Here is a 25,711-nt window from a genome sequence, read left to right on the forward strand (position 1 = left end):
CCGCTCCCCCTAACGTGGCTGTACCTGCTCCTACACTTATCGTGGCTAATGAATTTGTATTACCTATATTCCCAGTTACTTGACTCAATGCACCATTTAAATTTAAGACACCTACATTATCACCGCCTGTGGTGTTATCTATCGCACCTGTTAATACTGCATTTGCATTTGTAAGGGTTAATACCGACTCAGCATCTGTTAATTTAGTCGTAGTAGCTTTAATAACCGCTCCCCCGAGAGAAAGGGTGCTTGCCCCAACGCTTATTTGAGCTGCTGGGTTAACATTACCTATTGTTCCGTTAATGGCAGCATCTGTATTGACAGTTATTATACCTCCTCCATCTATATTTCCTGCAAGTGTTATCTTTGCCGGGGTTGCAGATTGTATAATTAGTGCAGCATTCACTCCCCCTAAAGTTATATTTCCTAAACCTGTATAATTATCGGCAGGAGCATCAAAACCATGATTTGCAGCAACAGCATTAGTACCATTTAAAGTTAAGCTTTTGCCGGCAGTAATAGTAACAGGCAACAAGTTACCTCCCGTCATAATCGAACCAACGACGGTATTTTGAGTAATATTTAGACCTACGGGAGTAGTACCCGCAACATTTATAGCCGTAATAATACGACCGACTTTATCTGCAGTGATAGTATGATCACCACCGTAAGTAAATGCCCAATTGTCTTGAGGACCGTCAGCAGGAGCACCATTAGCTACCCCTTCAGCCGTTATCTCATTCCAATTATTGGCAACAGCAAGATCACTAAATGCTGCATTATTAGTAGAAATAACACCTGCAGCAACACCGAGTGCCCCGCTACTACTCAGCACTATCGCTGCGGTTGAGGTGGTGAATAAAGCGGCTTTAAGACCTTGTTGTATTGCTTTTTGAAATAATTTTGGAGAAATATTCGCCATATGTAAACCTTAATAAAAATTAAATCACTTAAAAAGTGTTGTAATTCTAACGCAACTTTTTTAATATGTCTATTATAATTAATAATATAGATGATAGTTTTACAATGTATAGATGTCATTCCGTAGCGGCGTTGGCCTTGTTGCATGGCTCGAGAAATCTGCTGGGTGTCATCCCGTGGACAAACCATGGGATGACAGGGAGGGAATTACTCCACGTGGGCAATGCCCACTCGCAATGACTGTTTAGTATCCATATTCTCCTAACACCTTAATAACATCATCATACATATAATATTCAGAAGCATTAGCTTTGAGCAATAATTCTGTAACCGGGACACAATGATTACCCTTCGCCATGGCCAGCGGTGTTAGACCTGATTTATCACGATAATTAATATCTGCAGTGTGTTCAATTAAAAACTGTATTAATTCTTCACCACAATTAGCTTTTATAGCATGATGCAGAGCTATACGTCCTAATTGGTCTTTGTACTGGGAGTCAACACCTTTACTATATAAAGTTTCTACTAACTCTAAATCACCAGCATATATTGCTTTTTGTAAAAGCTTTTGTCCTAAAGCTTTATCAAATTCGAATGTCAATGATAAATATATTTATGTCATTCCTGCGAAAGCAGAAATCCAGCATAAAGCGAGATAAATCGAGCTTTGAATTTCAAAAATTTGCTGTATCTATACTTTTTTCTTGGATTCCTGCTTTCGCAGGAGTGATATAAGAGCCATGCAACAATGCCTACGGCTGCGTAGCGCATGACGAAAAAATACCCTACCTCTCAGGCAATAATATCTCTCTTTTACCTGTATGATTCGGTGGTGAGACTATTCCCTCTTTCTCCATCTTCTCAACTAAGTTGGCAGCTTTGTTATAGCCAATTCTAAGTGACCTTTGGATATAGCTAATGGAAGATTTGCGTTCGTCACGCACTATCTGCACAGCTTTTTTGTAAAGCACTTCATCAGAGGTGCCATCACCGATATTAATGCTACTATCGTCTTCTTCAGGTTGCTCGGTAACAGCAGAGATATATTCAGGCGTACCGCTCTCTTTCAAATATTCCGTAATTTGCTCAATTTCGGCTTCATTAACAAACGGTCCGTGTACCCTACTTATCTTGGAAGTACTCCCCATAAATAGCATATCACCCATACCGAGTAACTGCTCGGAACCTTGCTCTCCTAAAATCGTTCGGCTATCGATTTTAGAGGTAACTTTAAAACTAATACGACTTGGAAAATTGGCTTTAATGACACCAGTAATAACGTCTACAGAAGGTCTTTGCGTTGCCATAATAATATGGATGCCTGCCGCTCTTGCCATCTGAGCAAGCCTTTGAATCAGCATCTCAATATCCTTACCGGCAACTAGCATTAAATCAGCCATCTCATCAACAATAACCACTATGTAAGGTAGTTTTTCCATGTTCATTGTAACGGTTTCGTAAATAGGCTTACCTGTTTCAGGGTCAAAACCAGTTTGAATCGAACGCTCAATTACCCTATTCTCTTTAACCGCTTCTAAGATTTTTGCATTATAACCTGCGATATTCTTAACACCGATATTGCTCATCATTCTATAACGGTTTTCCATTTCCTTAACTGCCCATTTAAGAGCAACTACCGCTTTAGAAGGCTCGGTTACCACGGGAGTTAGCAAATGCGGTATTCCATCATAAGCCGATAATTCAAGCATTTTCGGATCAATCATGATAAAGCGACATTCTTCGGGAGTATAGCGGTATAAGAGCGACACAATCATCGCATTAATACCGACGGATTTACCTGAGCCGGTGGTTCCTGCTACTAATAAATGAGGCATTTTAGCAAGATCGGCAATCAGCGGCTTACCTGCTAAATCTTTACCCAAGACTAACGGCAATAAAGTTGATTTGTCTTGGTATTCTGGGGTCTCTATAAGTTCTTTTAAGCAAAAGAATTCACGCTGCTTATTAGGAAGCTCAATACCAAGCACGTTTTTGCCGGGTATGACTGCTATCCTTGTTGATAAAGCAGATAGTGAGCGTGCTATATCGTCAGATAATCCTACTACCCTTGATGTTTTCGTGCCTGCTGCCGGCTCAAATTCATATTGAGTTACCACCGGTCCTTGATTGATATTAATTATCTGCCCTTTAACTCCAAAATCATTCAGCACGGTTAATAACTCTTCAGCCTTTTGTTTAAGCTCTGAGGAAGAAGCTCCTTTTACATGATGGTTTTCAGGATTACGTAATAACGAAATAGGCGGCAATTCTGCTATTTCGCTTTGAGATATTTTAGGGCTAACAGGTTTGCTAAAGAATTTTATAGGATTTGCAGGTACGGATCTCGCTTCTTCAGGGAATTTTACTTTTTCACTTACAGGCTTTTGGTAAGAAGAAGTTATATTTATCTTATCATTGTTTTTAGTAGGGAATAATCTTATAGACGACAATCGTGAAAATACATTATGTAAAAAAGATTGTATCCGATAGATTAAAAATTTACCTAGCTTAATAATAAAATTACTTAAAGAAGTAAATTTAATTTCAAATAAAACAACTAATATAATAAAGGTAAAAAATATTAATAATAAGTATAGTTGATTTGTAAATCGCTCAAAAAAATTAGAAGCTATTATTCCGATAGCTCCACCTGCATTTGCCGGTATGAATTCTAGCTTAATCTTAGATAATAATGTGCTACTGCTAACGAGAGCAAGCAACATTACAAACATACGGATAAATGAGCCGCGATATCTTCCATACCAACAATTTCTCCCCCAAACAAAGCAAGCAAGCGGTATAATAAAAGCAGCCAACCCAAAAAATTGATATAAACAATCCGATAAATAAGAGCCAAAAATTCCTACTAAATTACTATGGTACTCTGTTGTGACCGAGTTAAAAGACGGATCGTCTATATTATATGACGTGAGAACAGTAACAATCCCAAGCCCGATTATCCCTAAGATAACCGCTTGTACCTTATTGTTTGAAAGAATTTTATTTATGTAATATAGCATAGTTTTAAATATTAAGCTAAATTATGAGTTTTATATCTTTTTCTATAATACTCTATAGGCTTTTCAATAAAGAAATTAATTATTACTGTTATAAAAGTAACCAACGTATTAAGAAATGTCCCATTATCAGCCCAATATGAAATAGCAGGTAATATATTATACAAGACAATTAAATGACAACAATATATTGGGTAAGAGAGTAAAGCAATTAATTTGTCTAACTTATTATCTTTGGTTAAGTCAAATATTTTTCCTAAAGATAGAGCAAATAAACAATAAAAAAGTAATTTTTTTAGTTGAGGCTCTATTGGGATAAACGGAAAAGTAATAATTATTAATATAATATATAAATAGAGTAATTGACTAAGCCAAGACTTTTTTTCGTTTATTTCTTGATTAGTATAAATATAAAATGCTTGACTACCAATCAAGAAAACTGCAAGTTCAGAAGGAAAGAATCTATAAGACCAAGAATCTCCTATAAATCCATTAAACTGAAGAATAATTCTAGTAATTAAAGATATACAAATTATAGATAAAATATAGATATTTTTCTTTTTTAGAATCCAAGGTGCCATTAAATAAAAAGAAATTTCTAACCCAATTGACCAACCAGTAGGTATCAACAAAAATTGATAAAGAAGAGGCGTGGAGTCAATTAAAGTATTTTGTAAAATGTACTGTATTATTATTAATTCCAATAAACAAATTTTTGCTGCAAGAAGAAAGTAACTACAATACAAAAGATATAAGTAGGATAAAGCCTTAAATATCTACTTTTCCAAAATTTTATTTTGCTTGTATAATTGCTCTGAATCATAGCCATATAAAAGCCGGAAATCATGAAAAAAGATTGTACTGCAATTGTTGCACCTATAAATTTAAGAAATGGATTAGAAGTTGAATGTGCAGCCACAACAGAAAGAGCAAATAATAACCTAACTACACCCATTATGTTAAATAATAATTATATTAGCAATTATATAATATCCAAAACCTAAATCAAGTAACATAGCAGCACTTCTCAATAATAGGATAAGTTATTTACATTAAAAGAGCCATTTTGTATTATGAAAAATATATTTTTTTACTTGAGGGAAAGGTAACCAAAATTCATGACCATAAAAATCTACACGGAAAAAGATTTCATAAAGATGCGGGCAGCAGGAAAATTAGCTGCAGAGACGCTCGATTTTATTACTGATCACGTAAAACCGAACATTACTACTAATAGTTTAAATGGCCTTTGTCATAATTTTATTACTTCTCATAATGCCGTTCCTGCACCGTTAAATTACAAAGGCTTTCCGAAATCGATTTGTACTTCTATAAATCATGTGGTTTGTCACGGCATTCCAAACGATAAACCGTTAAAAAACGGTGATATAGTAAATATTGATGTTACGGTAATTTTAGACGGTTGGTACGGTGATGCTAGCCGTATGTATTATGTCGGTGACGTAGCAATTAAACCAAAGCGTCTTATTCAAGTAACTTATGATGCAATGATGAAAGGGATTGAAGTAGTTAGACCCGGTGCTAAACTCGGTGATATCGGACATGCTATCCAAAGCTATGCCGAGAAACATAATTATTCTGTGGTTAGAGATTATACGGGTCACGGTATTGGAAGAGTTTTTCATGACGAACCGTCAATATTAAATTACGGTCGCAACGGCACGGGTCTAACGTTAGAAGAAGGGATGTTTTTCACCATTGAACCTATGATAAATGCCGGTAATTATGACACTATATTAAGTAAACTAGATGGATGGACAGTTACTACACGTGATAAATCATTATCGGCTCAATTTGAGCATACTATAGGTGTGACTAAAGACGGTTTTGAAATATTTACGTTATCACCTAAAAAACTTGATTATCCTCCATACTAAACTGTAGGGTAAAAATTGATTTTGTTGTATGGCTATCTATGTCATTCCCGCGGAACATTGTTGCGTGGATCGAAAAAGGCACTTGGTGTCATCCCGTGGCTTGACCACAGGATCCAAAAAGCATTTAAAAAGACTAGATCCCGCGATCAAGTTAGCTAGGATGACATTAAAGATTACTGGATTCCCGCTTTTAGCTAGGAATGACATCAGCAACATTTTACTTATTTATGATTTGAATAAACATAAAGAATATTAGAAAATAATTTGTTAGAATTTAGTAATGATGAAATAGATACGCCTCATTATATAGGTCACCGTAAAAGAGTAAAAGAACGCTTCGTTGCCGCTGGAGCAGAACATTTTTCCGATTACGAATTACTTGAAGTAATGTTATTTTCGGCTATCCCTCGTAAAGACATAAAACCTCTTACTAAAAAATTACTTGATCATTTTGATATTACGGATTTAATTAACCTTGATAAGGAAAGGTTACTTAGTATTAAAGGCACCAATGAAAATTTATATATCAATTTTGCTCTAATACGTGAGTTGATAAATTAGAGTATTGAAACAAAAAATAATAAATAAAAATATCAGTGCTTCTTGGAGTTCTTGGATTGATTATTTAAAAGTTAATATGGGCAATATGCGACTCGAGCAATTTCGTATATTATTTTTGAATAAGAAAAATATTTTAGCTGATGAGGTTTTAAGTCAAGGAACTATAGACCAAGCTGCAGTATATACACGTGAGATAATTAAACGAGCTTTATTTAACGAAGCAAGCAGCCTTATACTTGTGCATCATCATCCAAGCAGTAGCTCTGAACCTTCAAAAGCCAACATTCATATGACAAATAAGATAGTAGAGACATACCAAACCGTAAATATTAATGATCATGTCATTATAAGTAATAACAAATATTATAGTTTTAAATCTAATATGTTCCTATGAATATAAATAGCTACAGCACATTATTTATTTTTTCTTTTATATCCACCGCTATATTAACATATATATTAACTAAATATCTTCCTACTATCGGTTTAGTTGATATACCAAGTAACCGTCGTTCTCATGATAAGATAACACCGCGCGGCGGCGGTCTTGCTATTGTAGTTGTTGTAATGATTGCTTTGAGCGGGTTTGAATATATAACGAGCAATAACTTTGTTAATTCAATAAAAATATTACCGTTATTATTGGCAATTGCTTCGATTTCCTTTTTAGATGACTTAAAAGCCGTGCCTATTCTAATTCGTTTAATAGTCCACTTAATTTGTGCAGCTTTTGCTATTTTTCTTTTTTCGCAGCTAAACTCTGTACATATACTAATATATTCTATTTTAGTTATAGCTTTAAGCGGTTTTATTAATATATATAATTTTATGGACGGTATAGACGGTATGAGTTGTGTGGAATCTATCCATCTATCTAGCACTATGCTTATATTATGTTTTTTACAATTTCCAGCTATTAATAATCCATATTTTATAGCTAGTGTAAATGTTATTATTCTTGGTTGTGCTTGTGGTTTTTTAATATTTAATTGGCATCCGGCAAAAATATTTTTAGGAGACGTGGGAAGTATTAGTCTTGGATTCTTAACGGGTCTTTGTTTGCTCCTGCTGGCTCTTACAAACACTAATTTATTTATAGCTTGTGCTATTGCTAGCTTATATTATATCACTGATGCAGTGCTAACCATATTAATTCGGCTACTCAATAAAGAAAAAATTTGGCAGCCTCATTTAAAGCATTTTTTTCAAAAAGCAGTACAAAAAGGTAAATCTCATAAACAAGTAGTATCGATTATAGCAGTTTGTAATATATTTTTAATGATCATATCGGTTACATCTTTACATTTTCCCGTAATATCTATAATGCTTGCTTTAGCCGTCATAACTTTAACAGTGCAGAGTTTATTAAAATGAAGCTAATTAAAGAGGATATCGATAAAATAGTTAGACATATATTTGCCAAACAACATCCATTACTGCCTGAAATCATGATTAACTGGAATAAAATAGTCGGGTTTAACTTCAGCACTAAAGCATTACCTTTAAAAATCACCACCTATACTTATAAAAAACAAAAGATTAATACGCTGTTTATACAAGCTGAAGATAATGCTACTGCAGCAGAATTACCTTATTATCAAGATATTATTCTAGAACGTATTAAAATTTATTTAGGCTTTGCAGCAATACATCAAATGAACGTAACGTTTTATAAAGGAAAAAAGAGTCTTTAGATTAAGAGTTTGTTGGCATGAATATCAATGCCATCTCTACTATAACTCCGCAAACTTGTAGGTGTTGTTGCCTGGCTCGTACTCGTACGGGCTTTTCGAACCATACAACAACTCCGCAGCCGTAGGATCTAGGAAAAACAATAAAAATGCTGTAAATCAGAATTTTTTACTGGATTGCTTCGTCAATTACTGCGTAATTTTCCTCGCAATAACGAAAAAGCTGAATCATGCGATAATACCTTGCAGTCGCTTAGCTCATGACGTCTCAGTATCCACGTAGGCAATACCAAGGCACACAAACAAAAAAAGGAGTCTTTATTAAAGACTCCTTTTTCGTGTTAATAGCTTGTAAAAAGATTTAAGACTAATTACATATCAAATCTTAATCCTGCCATTAAGTTATGACCTTTATAACGGGTTCCGCCAAATTTAACTTTATCCCCGTCAATAGTTTTGGTGGTATTTTTTGTTTTACCGTAATCTCTCCAGCTATAAACTAGTTCAGCTTTTACACCTTGTGCAACTTCAAATGAAGTTCCTAAAGATAATTGATAAGCAAAGTTAGTTTTGTTTTTAGTAGTACCGTTGAAAGTGTCAGTTATACCATTTTTAATATCTTTAGAGTTAATTTTTTCCTTTACAAAAGCAGCACCAACACCTGCACCTGCAAATACTTTAAACATGCTTAAATCGACGAAATCAACATAACCGTTAAGTAATAAACTTACAATAGTAGGTTTATTTTTTACTGAGAAAGAATTACCGTTTGGATAAGTTTTTGATTTCTTTAAATGACTACTTGCTACTGTTCCAATTGTTAAATCGGTTCTTAGATTATCCATGATATAGTAACCCGCACCGATCTCACCTGTAAATCCTGTATTAGACTTTAACTTAAAATCTACTCCTTTAGGTTTTGTTTTGTTAAAAATCACACCACCGGCATTAAGTTTTAAATACCATTGATTTTCCACAGATGATGACATCGATGAATTAGTAGATGAATCTACAGAAGAATTCATATCGCAATCAGCAAATGAAAGACCGGAAGTTAAAAGTGCTGTGCTTGCAGCTGCTATTAAAAGTAATTTTTTCATATTGTTAAATTTTTCCTTTAAATTTTATTAGTTGTTAGTAAAAACGATATTAGATAATAATTTTACAATTTTTACCTAAATTCGATAAAAAATAGCTTTAAGTGACATTTCTGAGTTATCGTCTAATGTCACTCCGTGGCTTAACCACGGAATCCAGTCTTTTTTTTTGTATTTCTAGATACCGTGGTTAAGCCACGGTATGATATTAGGTTATTACCTAAAACTATTAATATATTCTTGTTAATTATATATCAAATCTTATACCGGCTGTTAAGTTGTGGCTTTGATAACGCATACCACCGATTGGTACACTTGTTCCTTGGTAAATTACATTCTTACTTTTTGTTCTACCATCATCTATCCAGCTATAAGCTAGTTCTACTTTAACACCGTCGGTAATTTGTGCAGAAGTACCTAAAGTTAGCTTGTAAGAAATATTAGTGCTGTTTTTAGTGTTAGATGAAAGACCGGTTATCCCATTATATGTAATTTTTTCTTTAACTAATGCAGGACCAACACCGGCACCAGCAAAAACATCGAACATCTCAAAATTAGTTAAATCTACATAACCGTTAACAAGTAAACGTGTAATAGTAGGTTTATGGCTTGCTGAAACATTAGTACCGGTAAAAGGTGCATTAGTCGTAGCTCCGGATTTCTTTAACTTTCCACCGATTATAGTACCTAAAGTTAAATCGGCTCTAAAGTTTTCAGAAATATAATAACCGATACCTAAATCAACTGGAACAGTTGTATTAGATTTTAATTTAACACTGGTTGCCTTATCTTTTTCTTCATTAAACATTGCTGCACCGGTATCTATTCTTAAATACCACTCATTATCCATGCCCTCGGCAAATGATACGCTAGAAGATAAAATTGTTGCACTTGTAGCAGCTATTAAAAGTAATTTTTTCATGATTAGCACCTCAAATTAAATAATTAAACATTAATGGCATATATAACATATTATATTTTTTAGTTCTATATTTAATCGGCAATTAGATTCATATAATAAAGCTTTTATTAAGTTTTGTGACAAAATAAACACATATAGTTAATTCATGTTATTTTAGGTTCTGTGAAGATTTCTAAAAGATTTAATTTTGGCTATTTTTGGCTACAAATTATAAAATTTTTTTTGAAATAGGATTAACTATTCCTTCAAAAAGCTTATAATTTTCGCTTTAAAATATCTCAAAATAACAAATCAATTAGAAATCTTCACAGAACCTATGTATTTATTAAACTTATCTTTCTCATCTTTAAATTTATCGGCATCAGGCAAAGCAGGTTTTTTTTTTGTAATATTTGTCCATCCTTTATTTTCTATAAAATCTTTTGCACGTTCTACCCATTCTATTAACCCCGGTGATTCGGGTTTAATAGCACCTATAGGACAATCAGGAACACAAACGCCGCAATCTATACATTCATCGGGGTTAATGACTAACATAAAATCATCTTCCCTTTCACCTTCATAAAAACAATCTACAGGACATACTTCAACACAATCGGTATATTTACATTTTACGCATTCATCGGTTACAACATAAGTCATTTTATTATCTGTTTTTGATTTTGTCGATTAATATAGAAGTTCTTAAAAGTAATACTAATAGAAAATATAATATAAAACTAATAAACATGATAATTAAAGGCTTTAGCATTGAAGAGTGAATAGTTGGACTCCCTAGCCTTAAAACACTAGCAGGCTGATGCAGGCTATACCAAATATTTACCGAGAATTTTACTATCGGTATGTTAATCAGTCCGATAAGAGCAATAATAGAAGAAGGATTTTGTGCCTTTCTTATATTATCCGCACTATTCACTATAATAATATAGCTTAAATATAATAAAAATAATATGAGCATGGAGGTAAGTCTTGCATCCCAAACCCACCATGTCCCCCATATAGGTTTTCCCCATAAAGAACCTGTTACTAAACTAATCAAAGTAAAAGTAGCCCCAACGTAACTAGAAGCTACGGCTAGCAAATAGCTAATAGTAGTTTTCCATACTAAATAGCTAAAGCTGCATGCTGCCATGAAAACATAAACACCAAGAGCCATCCAAGAGGCAGGGACATGAACATACATAATGCGTACAAACTCACCTTGCTGATAATCTACCGGCGAAACTATGAGGGCTAAATAAAGACCTATAATCATCATTATGCAAGTAGATATAGCTAATATAGGTATTATAACCTTTGATAATTTATTAAAATAATAGGGGGTTAATAGTTTTAGCATGTTTTCTTACTTCTTTATGTCATTCTGTGGCTAGAAATAACAGTTCTTATCCTCTTAAAAAACTCTTTCATTAATAGCCCTGAATCTTCGGCAAGAATTCCGCTATATATTTCCGGCCTATGAAAACAAGCACTACTGTTAAAATATCGCAAATTACTTTCGACTGCTCCGTGCTTGGAATCAGAAGCCCCGTAAAATAAACGTTTTAACCTGCTATGAGCTATAGCTGCCGCACACATAGCACAAGGTTCTAAAGTAACGTAAATATCATAATCATTTAAATTTTTAGAAGATATAAGATTACATGCTTCATTAATAGCAATAATTTCAGCATGATAAAGAGCGTTATTTTTTTCTTCCGTATTGTTATGGGTACTAACAATAATTTTCTGATTTAACCTATCTACAATTACCGCTCCGACCGGGACTTCATTTTTATCAAAAGCAATCTTGGCTTGTTTTAAAGCTTGCTCCATGAAAAAATTATTAAAATTAGCTTCTTTATCTAACAATATATTCACGGTAATTTACGTGTTCTTCGATTCCAAAAGGATCTTGGTGGATAATTATTTCAGCCTCCGGAAATTCCTGCAATATTTCAAAAGCAATCTCATCGCTAATTTTATGAGCATTATAAAGCGACATATTGCCATCCATTTCCAGATGGCACTGGATAAAAGCTTTTTGACCGGCATATCTAGTTTTCATTTCATGCATACCTTTTGCCCCTAAATGGTTATTAACTATCGAGATAATTTTTTGTCTATCTTGTTCGGGTAATTCATGATCTACTAAATTTTTACATGCCTTTTTAAATAAAGAATAAGAAGAGTGAAATATATATAACGCAATAACTACACCAAATAATGGGTCAACAAACCAAAAATAATCACTTAAATTTATAGAGATAATTACTATAACATTAGTTAGTAAGTCCGTGAAATAATGAAGCTTATCGGCTTTTACTATTTCCGATCCTGTTTTTTTAATTACATAAGTTTGATAAAGCACTAAAATAATTGTTAAGAATATACATACATACATTACAGTAGTACCGTCGCTAATATTCTCCGGTTTTGTTTTTTCAAATAAAGATTTAACCGAAGCAAAGCCTACAAAAAAAGCTGAAGCAAAGAAAAATATCGATTGAGAAAAAATTGTTAAATCCTGCATTTTTTCATGCCCGAATCGATGATGATGATCCGGCGGTTGCAGGGCAAATCTTAAAGCTATTAGATTAATAAAGGAGGAAGTTATATCAAGCATTGAATCAATTAAAGAAGCAAGGATTGATTGCGAATCGGTAACAACCCAAGCATATAATTTTATACTTAAAATAATTAATGCCGTAGTAACCGATAAATAAGATGCCGATTTTATTAACCGATTACGGCTATTAGTATCCATGACAAATCTTTCCAATTTATTTTTTATAGTTTAACAAAGAAAATATAAAATTCAATTATAATGAGGTTCCGTGAACAAAATTAAAAATAATATTTTAAAATACAAATAATTTAAATTTTGTTTACAGAATCTAGTTTTAGCTTTACAAAATTCTAAAAACCATATACTTATTAAATTATATATTAATTTAGAGAGAATTATATGAAACTATTATCTAAAATTATGATTATAGCTCTTGCAGCTTCTATGTTACAAGCCTGTAACGGTCCGGGCGGTATGAATAAACAAGGTACAGGAACACTTCTTGGCGGTGCTAGCGGCGCATTACTTGGTTCTCAATTCGGTAAGGGCAAAGGACAGCTTGTTGGAGTAGGTGTAGGTGCATTACTTGGAGCAGTTCTTGGTGGACAAATCGGTGCAGGTATGGATGAGCAGGATAGAAGACTTGCAGAGCTTACCTCACAGAGAGCTTTAGAAACAGCTCCTAGCGGTAGTAACGTAGAATGGCGTAATCCGGATAACGGCAATTACGGTTACGTAACACCTAATAAAACTTATAGAAATAGCACTGGTCAATATTGCCGTGAGTACACTCAAACAGTTGTAATAGGCGGAAAACAACAAAAAGCATACGGTAATGCATGTCGCCAACCTGACGGACAATGGCAAGTTGTGAATTGATAGACAAAACGTCATTGCGAGGAAAATTACGAAGTAATTGCCGAAGCAATCTCAGGTATTTTATTATTTCATGAGATTGCCACGCAGCTTATGGCTGCTCGCAATTACGTTATAACAAAAGGAGCAACCTATGACTTTCATAATAACAAGTACAGCATTTAAACATAATGATCGCATTCCTGATAAATTTACTTGTAAAGGACAAAATGTTTCACCACATCTAGAATGGAGTAATGCTCCTTCAGATACTAAATCTTTTGCACTTATAATGGATGATCCGGATGCACCGGTAGAAATAGCACCGCCACACGGTATATGGAATCATTGGGTAATATATAATATTTCTGCTTCTATTACTAAGCTTTCAGAAGGACAAATAGATAGTAGTATTAAAATTTTAAATAATAGCTGGCAAGAAAAAAAATACGGCGGTCCTTGTCCACCTGCCGGAAAACCTCATCGTTATTTTTTTAAACTATATGCTCTAAATGATTATCTTGAGCTTGATGAGAATGCTAGCAAGCAAGATTTAGTATTAGCCCTGCAAAAACATTTACTTGCCGAGGCAGAACTAATCGGCATTTATTCTATTTAATGAATACTATTTATTGCCCACTGTGTCATCCTGTGGTCAAGCCACGGGATGACAGAAGTGAATTGACACATGCAAAAACCTATAATCGAGTTTCGTAACGTATCTAAAAAATTCGGTAATAAATTGCCGATAAATAACGTTAGTTTCACTGTCAAAAAACATAATATCACTACTTTAATCGGACCTAACGGTGCAGGTAAAACTACCATAGTACGATTAATGCTTGGGCTTGAAAAACCTACAAGCGGCGAGATTATAATTGATCCCAAACTAAAAATTGGATATGTACCGCAGAAGTTTGGATTAACCCCTGATTTACCTATTACAGTAAAAAAATTTTTAGAGTTGTTAGCACCGAGTAATTTTAATAACAATATTAAAGAGATAAACTCATTTATTGATTTGGAACATATAAAAGATCAAGAAATTTCTAAGCTCTCAGGAGGGCAGTTTCAAAAGGTAGTTCTTGCATGTTCAATAGTTAATAATCCCGACTTAATTATTTTAGATGAACCGTTACAGTCTTTAGACGTAACAAGCCAACAAGAATTTTATCAGCTTATTAATTTGATTCGTAAAAAGCTAAATATTACGGTTTTTATGATTTCTCATGATTTATTTACCGTAATAAAAAACTCCGATCAAGTGATATGCTTAAACGGTCACATATGTTGCAGCGGAATACCAAATGAAATAACTCCTAACTCTGAATTCTCAAATGCACTTTCTGCTCTAGGCTTCTATACCCACCACCATGACCATAAGCATTAGAATTCTAACTCATTTGTCTCCAAAAGGATCTCTCCTTATTAGCTATGTTATGCAAGAATTCTATTATACTTGAATTGTATTCCACGCTCACCTAAGCTTGTTCTGTAGCATCACCTATCACCTCTACTTTTAATGCATTGTGATCCGTATTATCGAACTGAGTTAAATCATTTTCATTTATATTACCTGATTCTTGTTGGCCTGTTATCACATTAAACAATTCTTTCGTAGTGAGCCTGGCCTTAGATAAGCTTTTTACCTTATAACTATTTTCAATAAAGAGTTTCTGCTGACCTACTTCCATAGCAAGTAATTTTTTTATACTAAGACCGTCGTCAATTAAGATTTTTACCCACAAACTATTTTTAATAACTAAGTCTTGCTGACTTGGTTCCATTGCAAGTAATTCCTTCACACTAACACCAGCGTCAGTCAAACTTTTTATATATAGTCATTTTCACAACAAAGAATTCTTGTTTATCGTTTTCTATATTTGAAATTTGTGCAAAAGTAAAACCTATTTTAAGCAACGATATTTCCTCTTCTGTTAAATCTCGGTTAATTTGCTTACTTATTATAATTTGTTGTAGTAATTTATTATCAGTTTTAGCTCTTCAATAGTAGAATATTGATTAACCTGGTTATTAGCATTCTTTCCTAAGTTTAATTCTATTGTTGGTACTTCTCTTGTAATAGGATAAACATTTGTTGCATCGCCATATATAAATCTTGTTCCATTGGTTTTGGATGAAGTATAGTGCTTATATCAAGTTTAGGAGTTTGTCCGCCACATCCTACATATAAATTTAATGCTTGTTTTCGTAATGCTTCTCTCAATTTATTTATTATAGGTACAAATAATAATTTATCTTCTTTCCCTAAATGCTCAAATGAATCTAGTACCATAGAAGTAGCTTTTTCATTCTTTTTTCCCTCTCCAGCAAGCCAAGCATATGACTAAGCTCTTATATTTCCTTTATCATCCGTAATTATATAAAAACCGGCATTTGCTTTACTCATACCGTCTAAAACACATCTTTCAGAATCATGTCCTATAGATTGGTAAGAATTACTAAATTTACCAAGCATAAAACCTCTCATATCATCGGCAGGTAATTTAGAAAAATTAGCTAAATTTTTTGCATGTAATTTATTTTCTTCTGATAATTCTTCTTCGTTGTACTTATAAGATTCTTTAATTACTATTTCAGTTACTTGATTTACTAATTCTTTAAATCATTTTTAGTTATCTGCTGAAAATCATTTAATTTATTTTCTTTAAGAATTTTTTGAAATTTTTCAGTTTTTTCCAGTAAGTGTGCATTACTGAAAATATATAATGAGTCTCTTCCAGATTTATTTAAAATTTGAAAAAATTCTAATGTTTTGGAAGACAATTTTTGTGGTAAATTAAATTGAAAACTCAATTCTATTGTTTCTTTTGTATCATAATTAACAGTTTTTAAGTAACTTTTTATATCTTCTAAATTTCCAAAGTAAGTAGATAATTTTTTTTCTAAAAAATTTAAACCGTCATTCTCCGTATATAAGTCAGCGATTATTTGACAATATGGCAATACTTCCTTACATAGTTCTTTACTAATAAGATTTTTTTAAGGCGTGTATTTGTACTTAAATATTGCTTATGTATTTTTTCAAAAACATAATTAGTATTTAATTGATCAAAATTATTTTCTAATAATTCTTTTAATGTATCACTAGACTTTTTATTAAAGCCCTCTTTATATAATACATGAATATTTGCCAATAATATTTCAGCATCGTTTTGGTTTATTCCAGCTTTTTTTAAAGTCATGGGATTACTTTTAGCATTTTCTTCTGAGGTTGTTATGGCCTTTTCTAAATTAATTTTTTCTTTTGGATTACTAGCTTTCGCTAGTTTTTTGTTTAATTGTTCTAAGCGTTTCTTCGGATCTTTTTTATCATCTATCCATTCTTCGGTAGTTAATAAATTATAAATTTTTTTCAATACTATTAACTGTAACTTTCATTAATTTCTTCTCTTATAATTATTCTACAGAAAACCATAAAACATGGTAATAACCACAAAATATGATAATTTTTAGAAAATAGCAAGGATTAGATTAATTTTTCTTAACGAAATCAAGAGATGAGTGTTAAGGATAATTTAGAAATACATCAAATATTGCTTTAAATATCTACCGGTATGGCTTTCCTCACAGGCAGCGATGTCGGCAGGGGTGCCACATACAACTATCTTACCGCCTTTGTCACCACCTTCAGGACCGACGTCAATAATATAATCTGCAGTTTTTATAACATCTAAATTATGCTCGATAACTAAAACGGTATTGCCCATATCAACAAGTTTATGTAACACTTTTAACAATTTATTAATATCGTCTATATGTAATCCTGTAGTCGGTTCATCAAGTATATAAAGCGTTTTACCGGTTGAACGTCTTGATAATTCTTTAGCAAGCTTAACGCGTTGTGCTTCACCACCTGAAAGAGTAGTAGCAGACTGACCGATTTTAATATAGCCTAGACCCACTTCATTTAAGGTAATTAATTTTTCATAGATTAACGGTATTTTTTCAAAAAACTGCATCGCATCTTCTACAGTCATCATCAAAATATCGGCAATAGATTTACCTTTATATTTTATTTCAAGTGTTTCTCTATTATATCTGTGACCGCTACAAATATCACACTTTACATATACGTCAGGTAGGAAATGCATCTCTATTTTTATTAGCCCGTCACCTTGGCATGCTTCACATCTACCACCTTTAACGTTAAACGAAAATCTGCCTACTTTATACCCTCTAGCTCTTGATTCAGGTAATTCCACAAACCAATCCCTAATATGGGTAAAGGCACCTGTATAAGTCGCAGGGTTTGAACGAGGAGTTCTACCTATTGGAGATTGATTAATATCGATAATTTTATCAATATATTCAAGTCCTTTTAACTCTCTATATTTGCCGGGAAATACTTTGCTAGTTGGCTCTAAATGCTTTAGAACCGCTTTATATAGAGTATAAATCATCAAGCTTGATTTACCGCTTCCCGATACTCCCGTTATAGCGGTAAAAGTACCAAGCGGAATTTTGATATCAACATTATCTAAATTGTTGGAAACCGCCCCAAGTAATTCAATTGCCCTATTATCATGCCCTACTCTTGTTTCAGACGGCACTTTGATTGTTTGACGACCGCTTAGATACCTACCTGTGATACTTTCTTCAAAATTCTTTATTTCTTCAGCATTTCCTTCCGCAATAACACGACCGCCGTGAATACCAGCTCCCGGTCCTATATCAATAATATGGTCTGCTTCATATATTGTTTCTTCGTCATGCTCGACTACCAAAACGGTATTACCCAGATCTCTAAGCCTTTTTAGTGTCTCAATTAATCTTGTATTATCTCGTTGATGAAGACCGATAGACGGCTCATCAAGTACATATAAAACACCGCTCAGTCCTGAACCTATTTGAGATGCAAGACGAATACGCTGACTTTCCCCCCCCGATAAAGTACCTGCTTCTCGTGATAACGTTAGATAATCAAGCCCGACATTCATAAGAAATTTTAATCTCTCGGTAATTTCTTTGAGTATACGCTCAGCAATAAATAATTGCTTTTTATTTAATTTTTCTTCTAAGTGACTAAACCATTTTTGCAAGGCTGCAATACTCATACCTGCTACTTCGCCTATATGAAAATTTGCTATTTTAACGCATAATGCTTCGTCTTTTAATCTAAACCCTGAACAAGCAGTACATTTATGCTCTGACTTAAATTTAGCTAGTTCTTCTTTAATTAAAACCGATTCTATAGTACGGTCCTTTTCTTGCAAACTTGGTATTATACCGGCAAAAGGTTGTTTTATTATTTGCGTTTTAGAACCATCGTGAAATTCAAACTTTATTGCCTCTTCTCCTGAACCTTCAAATAAAATATCCTTAACATTTTGTGATAAACTTACAAAAGGTACTTCAATAGAAAATTTATAATGATCGGCAAGAGCCTTTAATGTCTCTAGGATAAATTTAGAAGCTGTACTACCCCAAGGCACTATTGCACCGTCTTTAATAGAAATTCTTTGATCCGGAACTATTAAATCTCTATCAAAGAAAAACTCCTTACCTATCCCTTCACATTTAGGACATGCTCCAAAAGGGCTATTAAAAGAAAAGATTCGAGGCTCTATTTCAGTAAGCTGAAAACCCGATACCGGACAAGAATATTGCTCGGAAAAAGTAATACGCTGATTTTTTTCAAACTCGCTCTTAACTGCTGGCGGTAATTCTACAATTTCCAAATAAGTAATACCCTCAGCAAGATTTAACGAACTCTCTAAGCTATCTGCAAGTCTATTACCTAAACTTTCGTCTAGAACTATTCTATCAACGATCACTTCTATATTATGCTTCTTATTTTTATCAAGTTTCGGTAAATCATCAATTTCGCAAACTTCTCCGTTAACTATTAATTTCTGAAAGCCTTGCTTTTTCAGATTCATAATTTCACGCTTGAACTCACCCTTATGTCCTCTAACAATAGGAGCGAGTAAATATATTTTCGTACCCTTAGGTAGTTCATTAATTATATCTACCATCTCGGAAACTGTTTGGCTATGTATCGGAAGACCGGTTGCCGGAGAGTAAGGAATACCCACCCTTGCATATAATAACCTAAGATAATCGTAAATTTCTGTTATAGTTCCAACCGTAGAACGTGGATTTTTGGAAGTAGTTTTTTGGTCAATTGCAATAGCAGGCGATAATCCGGAAATAGATTCTACATTAGGTTTATTTTGTAAATGTAAGAATTGCCTTGCATATGAAGATAAACTTTCAACATATCGCCTTTGACCTTCTGCATAAATAGTATCAAACGCTAAAGAAGACTTGCCTGAACCGCTAAGACCGGTAATAACAACAAATTTATTCCTTGGAATATTAACATTTATATTTTTTAGATTATGCTCTTTAGCACCGCGCACCTTAATATATTCTTGGTTCATAATCACTTCACTACAAAATTTTTGAGATATTTTTTAAAAAACCTGTAGTATTATAGGCTCTTTTATTTTATTATTGCAATAATAATATTTTAAAGTAGGTAGTAATCTATGGCAGGTAGTTTAAATAAAGTAATATTAATAGGTAATGTAGGGCGTGATCCGGAAATGAGAACTACGGGCGAAGGGAAAAAAATCATTAATCTTTCCTTAGCAACAACCGAAACTTGGAAAGATCGCATTACCAGCGAACGAAAAGAACGAACTGAATGGCATAGAGTAGTGATATTTAGTGAAGGGTTAGTATCTGTTGTAGAACGCTATGTCACAAAAGGTAGCAAATTATATATTGAAGGTTTATTGCAAACCCGTAAGTGGAATGATAATTCAGGTCAAGAAAAATATACCACGGAAGTTGTGTTACAAAACTTTAATTCACAATTAATATTATTAGATAGTAAAAACTCTCATAATCATACTCAAGATTCAGGGTATAGCGAATATAAACATCCTGAAACTAAAAATTATTCCTTTGACCATAGCGACTTAGACGACGAAATACCGTTTTAATCAAAATTGTTATGAAAAATTTTATTTGGGCAATAATATTTTTAATACCAATATTTCTTTCAGGATGTTCTACTATTCATGATGTAGCTAGCAGGGTAAAGCATTCGCAAGATATAGCAACTCAAAATAACTTTCAGATGAGGCTAGTAAACGGTGGTGATTTTACTCTTACTACTTATCAGCGTATTACCGACCGTAACCTACCTTTTGTATTCTATATTGAGGGAGATGGACATCTTGCGGATGGATCTGCTAATTCCGACAACCCTACTCCCGTTAATCCGATGCTCTTAAAGCTTGCTACAATGGATAAAAGACCGAATATTGTTTATATAGCAAGACCTTGCCAATATACTCCTTTAGAAATGAACTCAAAATGCATTAGCGATTATTGGTTAGATAAAAGAATGGGGCAGGAAGTCGTAGATTCAATTAACAATGTCATAAATATTATCAATAACGGACAAAAATTTAGCTTAGTCGGCTTCTCCGGTGGCGGCGGGCTTACAATATTAATTGCCGCTCAAAATAGTAATGTTAAAGATATTATGACGATTGCCGGTAATTTAGATACTAAAAAGTTTGATAAATATCATAATTATCGTGGTTACTTAGTTAAATCCTTAAACCCGATAAATTATGCAAAACAGGTTAATAATATCCCTCAATTACATCTCTCCGGCATGGATGACAAAAGAGTCCCGCCTTTCATAGCAGCACTTTACGTAAAAACAAGTAACTCACCGTGTGTAAAAAAGCAAACTTTTCCTAATATTTCTCATGCAAAAGGTTGGGATAAAGTTTGGTCTAATATATTAGATATTCCTCTGATTTGTAATTAGGCATTAGGAAATATTATTAATTTATATTCAAGCACTTATCATGGCTTTTGCCCTTAATGTTATGCCGGCTGTACCAAATTATTTTAGACATTTTCCAATCTTTAAACGTTTTACTGCCGTAACATTTACATATGCTGTATCAGCTGCTTGTATGTATGTTATTAGCTCTTTTGGTTTTCTTCATTTAATAAAAACCTTTGGAAACTGGAGAGTATTAATTATTATGATTCTAACAAGTATTGGATTTGGTATATTTCATTTTGAAAAATTGGAGAAAGAAAGTGGAAATTATCCGACAAAATCTTTTGCTCCTTCTCCGGTGATGTCTGCTTAATTGATAAATATTTATAGCAGGTTTCCTGTAATATCTCTTAGTTTAAGACACTCAGCAAAAATTATAAAATTGCGGTATTATTAGAGAATTAAAGGAAATAATCAGAAGTTTTAATAGTTAATAATAATTATAATCTATAATATTGCCGACGTTTCACTAAGCCTTGCAGCTTAAGACCGCCTTTAGCACGCATCCATCGCAGTAACTCGTTAGCAGCGTTTGCATATTCACCTCGGTTTAGCTTTTACCGCAATGTTGATGCTTGAAATGCCCCAGCCCCACAGTTGAAAATAAACGAGATTAAGGCGGCTTGTTGGTTTTCGGTTAATGGCATACCCTAGTGGACGATTATCAACACATTTACCAGCTTCGAGTAATTATTCTTTATCTTTCTACAGATCCTCGCTTGCTTTTTTGCTATATATTCTTGGGAGTAGTAATAGAATGAGGAAGGGAAGATTTATGTTTGTTAACAGTAGCCCTTATGCGTTCTAGTGTTTGTTTAGTATTTTTATTAGCATGTGTTATAGCATCCATATAAATACCTACTTCTTTCTGTTCTTTTTTGCAAACTTCTTTATTTCCTATGTTAGCCAAAGCTTTAAAACTATGTTTTATAACTTGTCCAATATTTTTAAAAACATGCGAATTATCTTTTTTAGCTGTTTCTTTGCACCATATATCTAGATTCTCTAATTCTTTTTTGATTTCTTGAGAAATTGCTTTTTTGTTTTCAGGATTTTCCTTCCCTTTTTCATAAGTATTAATAATCATTTCTTCTTTTAATCCATTATTAGCTTCATTAAGCAAATTTTCATATTTATGTCTACATATGGAGCTATACTTGTAATATCATGATTATTAAATATTAGTTAACACAAAAGAAATTAAAGCTTAAATTAATAAACTTGAGAAATATTTTTAATTAAATTATTAATATTTCGTTTTATAAGGTGATAAATTTACTATTTAAAAGAAAGAGAAAAGCTGCTTAGTTTAGAGACTTGGTGAAAGACAATTAATATTCAGTTAAACATTCAAAAGCTTGATTTTATGCTACATCTGCGGTTTGATACGTTTGTAGAAATACCGAAAAAAATAAAGAATGGCGCACCCTAAAGGATTCGAACCTCTGACCCACAGATTAGAAATCTGTTGCTCTATCCAGCTGAGCTAAGGGTGCTAAACATTTATGGTAAACGTTATATCAGTTTAAGCAAAGTTTTTCAAGGATTCTTTTTTTATTAAAAATAATAAGCAAATATGATAAAAAATATTCATGGATAAATTCTACAATTACAATTCTTCTTCACATCAGGCTTTACTTAGTTTTAAAGTAAAGCCTAATTCTAAACAAAATCTAATTAGCAATTTTGTAACTATTAATAATATCCCATATCTAAAATTATCTATAAAAGCAATACCGGAACAAGGTAAAGCGAATGAAGAAATCATAAATTATTTAGCAAAAAAATGGAAATTATCACGCGGTAATATCGAAATTATTAAAGGTCATACTCATAGCTTAAAAACGATATTAATAAAAAATATTAATGAAGACTATTTAAATTTGATTATTAATTCCTATATTAAATAAGGTGCTGTTGTTACTAGACTTTCAATGTCATTCCCGCCTATGCAGGAATCCAGTTTATATTTATTATTTTCTAGATTCCTGCTTCCACAGGAATGACATAAGCAGTCATATGACGAAAAAATAATTTATTAACTGGAATAATTATGACACAAGAAAAAAAGAAATTTGATGCCGAGGTTGGCAAGATTTTAAATTTAATGATTCACTCTCTTTATAGTAATAAAGAGATTTTTATGAGGGAGTTAGTTTCCAATGCTTCGGATGCTTGTGATAAATTACGTTATTTATCTCAAAGTAATAGTGAATTAGTAGCTGGCGATAGCAATTTTAAAATTACAGTTAAAGTCGATAAAGATAACGGACAAATCATTATCCGTGATAACGGCATCGGCATGAATAAAGACGATTTAATTGAAAATCTCGGTACTATTGCAAGATCGGGTACGGCAAATTTTCTTAAAAGCCTATCCGGTGATTCTAAAAAAGACAATATGCTAATCGGTCAATTTGGTGTTGGATTTTATTCAAGCTTTATGGTAGCCGATAAAGTGACTGTAACCTCAAGAAAAGCTGGGGAAGATAAAGTCCATATTTGGGAATCAGACGGGCTTGGTGAATATACTGTCTCAGATTCAGATAAAAAGTTCACAAGAGGCACGGAAATCGTTTTACATATCAAAAAGGAAGAAGATACATTCCTTGATCATTTTAGATTAAAACACATCGTTAAAAGCTATTCCGATCACATAGCAGTACCGATATATTTCTTTGATGAAGCTGGTAATAATGAAATCCAGCTTAATTCAGCTTCTGCATTATGGACAAGACCGAAATCGGAAATTACGGAAGAACAATATAAAGAATTCTACAAAAGCCTATCTTATGCCGTTGATGACCCTTGGATAACTATGCATAATAAAAACGAGGGAGCTATAGAATTTACTAACCTACTTTTCATTCCATCAAACAAAACATTTGATTTATTCCATCCTGATCGCAAAAGGCGAGTAAAATTATATATAAAAAGAGTATTTATATCTGATGAGAATATAGATTTAATCCCGTCATATTTAAGATTTTTACGAGGCGTGGTTGATTCAGAAGATTTACCATTAAATATTAGCCGTGAATCACTGCAGCATAATAGCGTGCTTGAGAAAATCAAAAATGCTATTACAAAAAGAGTGCTTGGCGAGCTTAGAAAAAAGAAAGAGGAATCACCTGAAGAATATAATAAGTTTTGGGCTAATTTCGGCGGTGCTTTAAAAGAGGGTTTATGTGAGGCTACTACCGACCATGAAAAATTATTAGAGGTATGCATATTCAGAAGTGCCTTGCATAATAAAATGATCAGCCTTGACGAATATATAGCGAATTTTAAAGAAGGGCAGAGTACTATATATTATTTAAGCGGTGATAACCCCGATAAATTACTTTCAAGCCCACAAATCGAAGGGTTGTTAAGTAAAAAAATCGATGTATTACTTTTTACCGATACAGTGGATGATTTTTGGGTAAATGTTAATAGCACATATAAAGAACATGCTATTAAATCAGTGACAAGAAGCGATATCGATGTAGAGCAAACTACTTCACAATCTGAGGAGAAAAATACAGATAGTAAAAAATCCGATGATGAATATAAATTGCTAACAGATTATTTTAAAGAAACACTAGGGGAGTTGGTAAAAGAAGTTAAGATCTCTAAAAAACTTACTTCAAGTCCTGCTTGTCTTGCCGTTAGCGACGCTGCTATGGATATTCGTATGGAGAGATTTTTGATTGAGCAGAAACAAATAGCTAATGCCTCAGCTAAAAATCTAGAGTTAAACCCTAAAAATAAAATCATAGAGAAAATCTTTAACGACTTAAAAGCAAATAATAAAAATAATGAAGAATTGGTTAATCTAATATTTGATCAAGCCTGTATTTTAGAGGGTGAACCGGTTGCTGATACAGGTGCATTTTCAAAGAGATTAAACGATATTGTACAAAAAGCCATATTATAACTTTAAACTTTTTTAATTTTAATGTAGAATAGTTGCAAACGTGAATTTGTTGTTCTGTTCGATGTCATTCCCGCGTAGGCGGGAATCCAGAAAGAACATTTAAAATATCCGATTATAGAATTTTATAATTAATAAAATGGATTCCCGCCTACGCGGGAATGACATCGAGAAAATGTCTTATTACGATATTATATTTAGCAAACATATAGATAAGATCAAAAGCGAAGGAAGATATCGAGAATTTAAGGCCTTAAAAAGACAAGCCGATAATTTTCCTTTTGCAGAACACGCTAATAAACAAATAGTTATGTGGTGCATTAATGACTATTTGGGTATGAGTAAACATGCAAAAGTAATGCAAGCTTCTATAGATGCCTTGCTAAAATACGGTGTTGGATCAGGCGGAACTCGCAATATCGGCGGTAATAATATCGCCATTCTT

At 33.0% G+C, this 25,711-nt stretch carries 30 protein-coding genes, 1 tRNA gene and 5 pseudogenes; 15 read left to right on the forward strand and 21 right to left on the reverse strand.

The genetic code is table 11. The features are described from left to right. The 5 genes and pseudogenes from RGRA_RS0107820 to RGRA_RS14755 form a co-directional block, all read right to left on the reverse strand. A pseudogene (locus RGRA_RS0107820) lies at window positions 1–922 on the reverse strand (autotransporter outer membrane beta-barrel domain-containing protein); the annotation flags it as partial. 243 nt (window positions 923–1,165) lie between these two features. Next, entirely contained in the window at window positions 1,166–1,525 is a 360-nt protein-coding gene (locus RGRA_RS0107830) for an ankyrin repeat domain-containing protein (RefSeq protein ID WP_017442712.1), read from the reverse strand. A 184-nt stretch (window positions 1,526–1,709) separates the two neighbouring features. Continuing rightward, window positions 1,710–3,944, reverse strand: coding sequence for a DNA translocase FtsK (locus RGRA_RS0107835; protein WP_017442713.1), 2,235 nt, complete (start codon window positions 3,942–3,944; stop codon window positions 1,710–1,712). A gap of 11 nt (window positions 3,945–3,955) precedes the next feature. Further along, window positions 3,956–4,645: an acyltransferase family protein gene (locus tag RGRA_RS09550; RefSeq protein ID WP_157668045.1), complete on the reverse strand. Its 690-nt coding sequence runs from the start codon at window positions 4,643–4,645 to the stop codon at window positions 3,956–3,958. After that, window positions 4,636–4,860 carry an acyltransferase family protein gene (locus RGRA_RS14755; protein ID WP_408005792.1) on the reverse strand — a complete coding sequence of 75 codons (225 nt, stop codon included), beginning with the start codon at window positions 4,858–4,860 and terminating at the stop codon, window positions 4,636–4,638. The genes RGRA_RS09550 and RGRA_RS14755 overlap by 10 nt, the downstream gene beginning before the upstream one ends. Between RGRA_RS14755 and RGRA_RS12020 the strand changes: the two genes are divergently transcribed. The 6 genes and pseudogenes from RGRA_RS12020 to RGRA_RS0107865 all read left to right on the forward strand — a co-directional run bounded on the left by RGRA_RS12020 (window position 4,787) and on the right by RGRA_RS0107865 (window position 8,094). Then, window positions 4,787–4,945, forward strand: a complete 159-nt coding sequence (locus tag RGRA_RS12020; protein ID WP_157668046.1) for a hypothetical protein — start codon at window positions 4,787–4,789, stop codon at window positions 4,943–4,945. The genes RGRA_RS14755 and RGRA_RS12020 overlap by 74 nt on opposite strands. Window positions 4,946–5,059: 114 nt before the next feature. Then, window positions 5,060–5,839 (forward strand): type I methionyl aminopeptidase, encoded by a 780-nt coding sequence (gene map, locus RGRA_RS0107845; protein ID WP_017442714.1) that lies wholly within the window; start codon window positions 5,060–5,062, stop codon window positions 5,837–5,839. Between the two features lie 249 nt (window positions 5,840–6,088). Further along, window positions 6,089–6,400, forward strand: coding sequence for a UPF0758 domain-containing protein (locus RGRA_RS0107850; RefSeq protein WP_024547406.1), 312 nt, complete (start codon window positions 6,089–6,091; stop codon window positions 6,398–6,400). 4 nt (window positions 6,401–6,404) lie between these two features. Continuing rightward, window positions 6,405–6,804: pseudogene (locus RGRA_RS0107855) on the forward strand (JAB domain-containing protein). Then, window positions 6,791–7,774 (forward strand): MraY family glycosyltransferase, encoded by a 984-nt coding sequence (locus tag RGRA_RS0107860; protein ID WP_017442717.1) that lies wholly within the window; start codon window positions 6,791–6,793, stop codon window positions 7,772–7,774. Before RGRA_RS0107855 ends, RGRA_RS0107860 begins: the two are co-directional and overlap by 14 nt. After that, entirely contained in the window at window positions 7,771–8,094 is a 324-nt protein-coding gene (locus RGRA_RS0107865) for a DUF721 domain-containing protein (protein WP_010977842.1), read from the forward strand. The genes RGRA_RS0107860 and RGRA_RS0107865 overlap by 4 nt, the downstream gene beginning before the upstream one ends. A 368-nt stretch (window positions 8,095–8,462) precedes the next feature. Here RGRA_RS0107865 and RGRA_RS0107870 read toward each other — a convergent pair whose 3' ends face one another. From RGRA_RS0107870 to RGRA_RS0107895, 6 genes are all read right to left on the reverse strand, one after another. Continuing rightward, window positions 8,463–9,191 (reverse strand): outer membrane protein, encoded by a 729-nt coding sequence (locus tag RGRA_RS0107870; RefSeq protein ID WP_017442718.1) that lies wholly within the window; start codon window positions 9,189–9,191, stop codon window positions 8,463–8,465. A gap of 244 nt (window positions 9,192–9,435) precedes the next feature. Continuing rightward, the gene (locus RGRA_RS0107875; protein ID WP_017442719.1) at window positions 9,436–10,110 is read right to left on the reverse strand and encodes an outer membrane beta-barrel protein; all 675 of its coding nucleotides are present in this window, start codon (window positions 10,108–10,110) and stop codon (window positions 9,436–9,438) included. 291 nt (window positions 10,111–10,401) lie between these two features. Further along, the gene (locus tag RGRA_RS0107880) at window positions 10,402–10,752 is read right to left on the reverse strand and encodes a ferredoxin family protein (protein ID WP_017442720.1); all 351 of its coding nucleotides are present in this window, start codon (window positions 10,750–10,752) and stop codon (window positions 10,402–10,404) included. 4 nt (window positions 10,753–10,756) lie between these two features. After that, complete coding sequence (locus RGRA_RS0107885; RefSeq protein ID WP_017442721.1) at window positions 10,757–11,449, reverse strand: heme ABC transporter permease; 693 nt, start codon at window positions 11,447–11,449, stop codon at window positions 10,757–10,759. A gap of 14 nt (window positions 11,450–11,463) precedes the next feature. Then, window positions 11,464–11,970 carry a nucleoside deaminase gene (locus RGRA_RS0107890; protein WP_017442722.1) on the reverse strand — a complete coding sequence of 169 codons (507 nt, stop codon included), beginning with the start codon at window positions 11,968–11,970 and terminating at the stop codon, window positions 11,464–11,466. Continuing rightward, the gene (locus RGRA_RS0107895; protein WP_017442723.1) at window positions 11,951–12,856 is read right to left on the reverse strand and encodes a cation diffusion facilitator family transporter; all 906 of its coding nucleotides are present in this window, start codon (window positions 12,854–12,856) and stop codon (window positions 11,951–11,953) included. The genes RGRA_RS0107890 and RGRA_RS0107895 overlap by 20 nt, the downstream gene beginning before the upstream one ends. Before the next feature lie 201 nt (window positions 12,857–13,057). Between RGRA_RS0107895 and RGRA_RS0107900 the strand changes: the two genes are divergently transcribed. Further along, entirely contained in the window at window positions 13,058–13,537 is a 480-nt protein-coding gene (locus RGRA_RS0107900; protein WP_017442724.1) for an RT0821/Lpp0805 family surface protein, read from the forward strand. Here RGRA_RS0107900 and RGRA_RS14765 read toward each other — a convergent pair. Beyond that, window positions 13,536–13,622 (reverse strand): annotated as a pseudogene (locus tag RGRA_RS14765) (lytic transglycosylase domain-containing protein); the annotation flags it as partial. The gene RGRA_RS0107900 and the pseudogene RGRA_RS14765 sit on opposite strands and share 2 nt — an antisense overlap. Window positions 13,623–13,667: 45 nt before the next feature. On the opposite strand from RGRA_RS14765, the gene RGRA_RS0107905 reads away from it, so the two are divergent. Further along, window positions 13,668–14,132, forward strand: a complete 465-nt coding sequence (locus tag RGRA_RS0107905; protein ID WP_017442725.1) for a YbhB/YbcL family Raf kinase inhibitor-like protein — start codon at window positions 13,668–13,670, stop codon at window positions 14,130–14,132. Between the two features lie 69 nt (window positions 14,133–14,201). Then, a complete protein-coding gene (locus tag RGRA_RS0107910; protein ID WP_017442726.1) occupies window positions 14,202–14,903 on the forward strand; it encodes an ATP-binding cassette domain-containing protein in 702 nt (233 codons plus the stop codon). Between the two features lie 91 nt (window positions 14,904–14,994). Here the strand turns inward: RGRA_RS0107910 and RGRA_RS09555 are convergent, their stop codons facing one another. The 6 genes from RGRA_RS09555 to uvrA all read right to left on the reverse strand — a co-directional run bounded on the left by RGRA_RS09555 (window position 14,995) and on the right by uvrA (window position 19,920). Next, window positions 14,995–15,300 carry a hypothetical protein gene (locus tag RGRA_RS09555; RefSeq protein WP_095531982.1) on the reverse strand — a complete coding sequence of 102 codons (306 nt, stop codon included), beginning with the start codon at window positions 15,298–15,300 and terminating at the stop codon, window positions 14,995–14,997. Between the two features lie 272 nt (window positions 15,301–15,572). Beyond that, window positions 15,573–15,809 (reverse strand): hypothetical protein, encoded by a 237-nt coding sequence (locus RGRA_RS0107920; protein WP_017442728.1) that lies wholly within the window; start codon window positions 15,807–15,809, stop codon window positions 15,573–15,575. A 51-nt stretch (window positions 15,810–15,860) separates the two neighbouring features. After that, complete coding sequence (locus tag RGRA_RS14000) at window positions 15,861–16,004, reverse strand: hypothetical protein (protein WP_017442729.1); 144 nt, start codon at window positions 16,002–16,004, stop codon at window positions 15,861–15,863. 122 nt (window positions 16,005–16,126) lie between these two features. Further along, window positions 16,127–16,480, reverse strand: coding sequence for a hypothetical protein (locus RGRA_RS0107930; RefSeq protein ID WP_024547407.1), 354 nt, complete (start codon window positions 16,478–16,480; stop codon window positions 16,127–16,129). Beyond that, window positions 16,462–16,893, reverse strand: coding sequence for a hypothetical protein (locus RGRA_RS14005; protein WP_017442730.1), 432 nt, complete (start codon window positions 16,891–16,893; stop codon window positions 16,462–16,464). The genes RGRA_RS0107930 and RGRA_RS14005 overlap by 19 nt, the downstream gene beginning before the upstream one ends. Window positions 16,894–17,052: 159 nt before the next feature. After that, window positions 17,053–19,920, reverse strand: a complete 2,868-nt coding sequence (gene uvrA, locus RGRA_RS0107945; protein ID WP_017442731.1) for an excinuclease ABC subunit UvrA — start codon at window positions 19,918–19,920, stop codon at window positions 17,053–17,055. A gap of 108 nt (window positions 19,921–20,028) precedes the next feature. Here uvrA and RGRA_RS0107950 point away from each other — a divergent pair, with 108 nt between their 5' ends. From RGRA_RS0107950 to RGRA_RS0107960, 3 genes are read left to right on the forward strand one after another with little or no spacing between them, the layout of a single operon-like run. Continuing rightward, entirely contained in the window at window positions 20,029–20,487 is a 459-nt protein-coding gene (locus tag RGRA_RS0107950) for a single-stranded DNA-binding protein (protein ID WP_017442732.1), read from the forward strand. A gap of 11 nt (window positions 20,488–20,498) precedes the next feature. Further along, the gene (locus tag RGRA_RS0107955) at window positions 20,499–21,329 is read left to right on the forward strand and encodes an alpha/beta hydrolase family protein (protein WP_017442733.1); all 831 of its coding nucleotides are present in this window, start codon (window positions 20,499–20,501) and stop codon (window positions 21,327–21,329) included. A 40-nt stretch (window positions 21,330–21,369) separates the two neighbouring features. Next, the gene (locus RGRA_RS0107960) at window positions 21,370–21,663 is read left to right on the forward strand and encodes a hypothetical protein (protein WP_017442734.1); all 294 of its coding nucleotides are present in this window, start codon (window positions 21,370–21,372) and stop codon (window positions 21,661–21,663) included. A gap of 127 nt (window positions 21,664–21,790) precedes the next feature. On the opposite strand, the pseudogene RGRA_RS14485 reads toward RGRA_RS0107960, so the two are convergent. The 3 genes and pseudogenes from RGRA_RS14485 to RGRA_RS0107970 all read right to left on the reverse strand — a co-directional run bounded on the left by RGRA_RS14485 (window position 21,791) and on the right by RGRA_RS0107970 (window position 22,846). Further along, window positions 21,791–21,997, reverse strand: a pseudogene (locus RGRA_RS14485) (lysozyme). An 83-nt stretch (window positions 21,998–22,080) separates the two neighbouring features. Then, the gene (locus RGRA_RS09570; protein WP_017442735.1) at window positions 22,081–22,473 is read right to left on the reverse strand and encodes a hypothetical protein; all 393 of its coding nucleotides are present in this window, start codon (window positions 22,471–22,473) and stop codon (window positions 22,081–22,083) included. A 296-nt stretch (window positions 22,474–22,769) separates the two neighbouring features. Then, window positions 22,770–22,846 (reverse strand) — tRNA-Arg (locus tag RGRA_RS0107970). 96 nt (window positions 22,847–22,942) lie between these two features. Here RGRA_RS0107970 and RGRA_RS0107975 point away from each other — a divergent pair. The 3 genes and pseudogenes from RGRA_RS0107975 to RGRA_RS0107985 form a co-directional block, all read left to right on the forward strand. Next, a complete protein-coding gene (locus tag RGRA_RS0107975; protein ID WP_017442736.1) occupies window positions 22,943–23,260 on the forward strand; it encodes an A1G_07140 family DUF167 domain protein in 318 nt (105 codons plus the stop codon). Window positions 23,261–23,403: 143 nt separating this feature from the next. Further along, window positions 23,404–25,269 (forward strand): molecular chaperone HtpG, encoded by a 1,866-nt coding sequence (gene htpG, locus RGRA_RS0107980; RefSeq protein ID WP_017442737.1) that lies wholly within the window; start codon window positions 23,404–23,406, stop codon window positions 25,267–25,269. Window positions 25,270–25,441: 172 nt separating this feature from the next. Beyond that, window positions 25,442–25,711, forward strand: a pseudogene (locus RGRA_RS0107985) (5-aminolevulinate synthase); the annotation flags it as partial.

This window comes from Rickettsia gravesii BWI-1, from assembly GCF_000485845.1.
GTDB lineage: Bacteria > Pseudomonadota > Alphaproteobacteria > Rickettsiales > Rickettsiaceae > Rickettsia > Rickettsia rickettsii.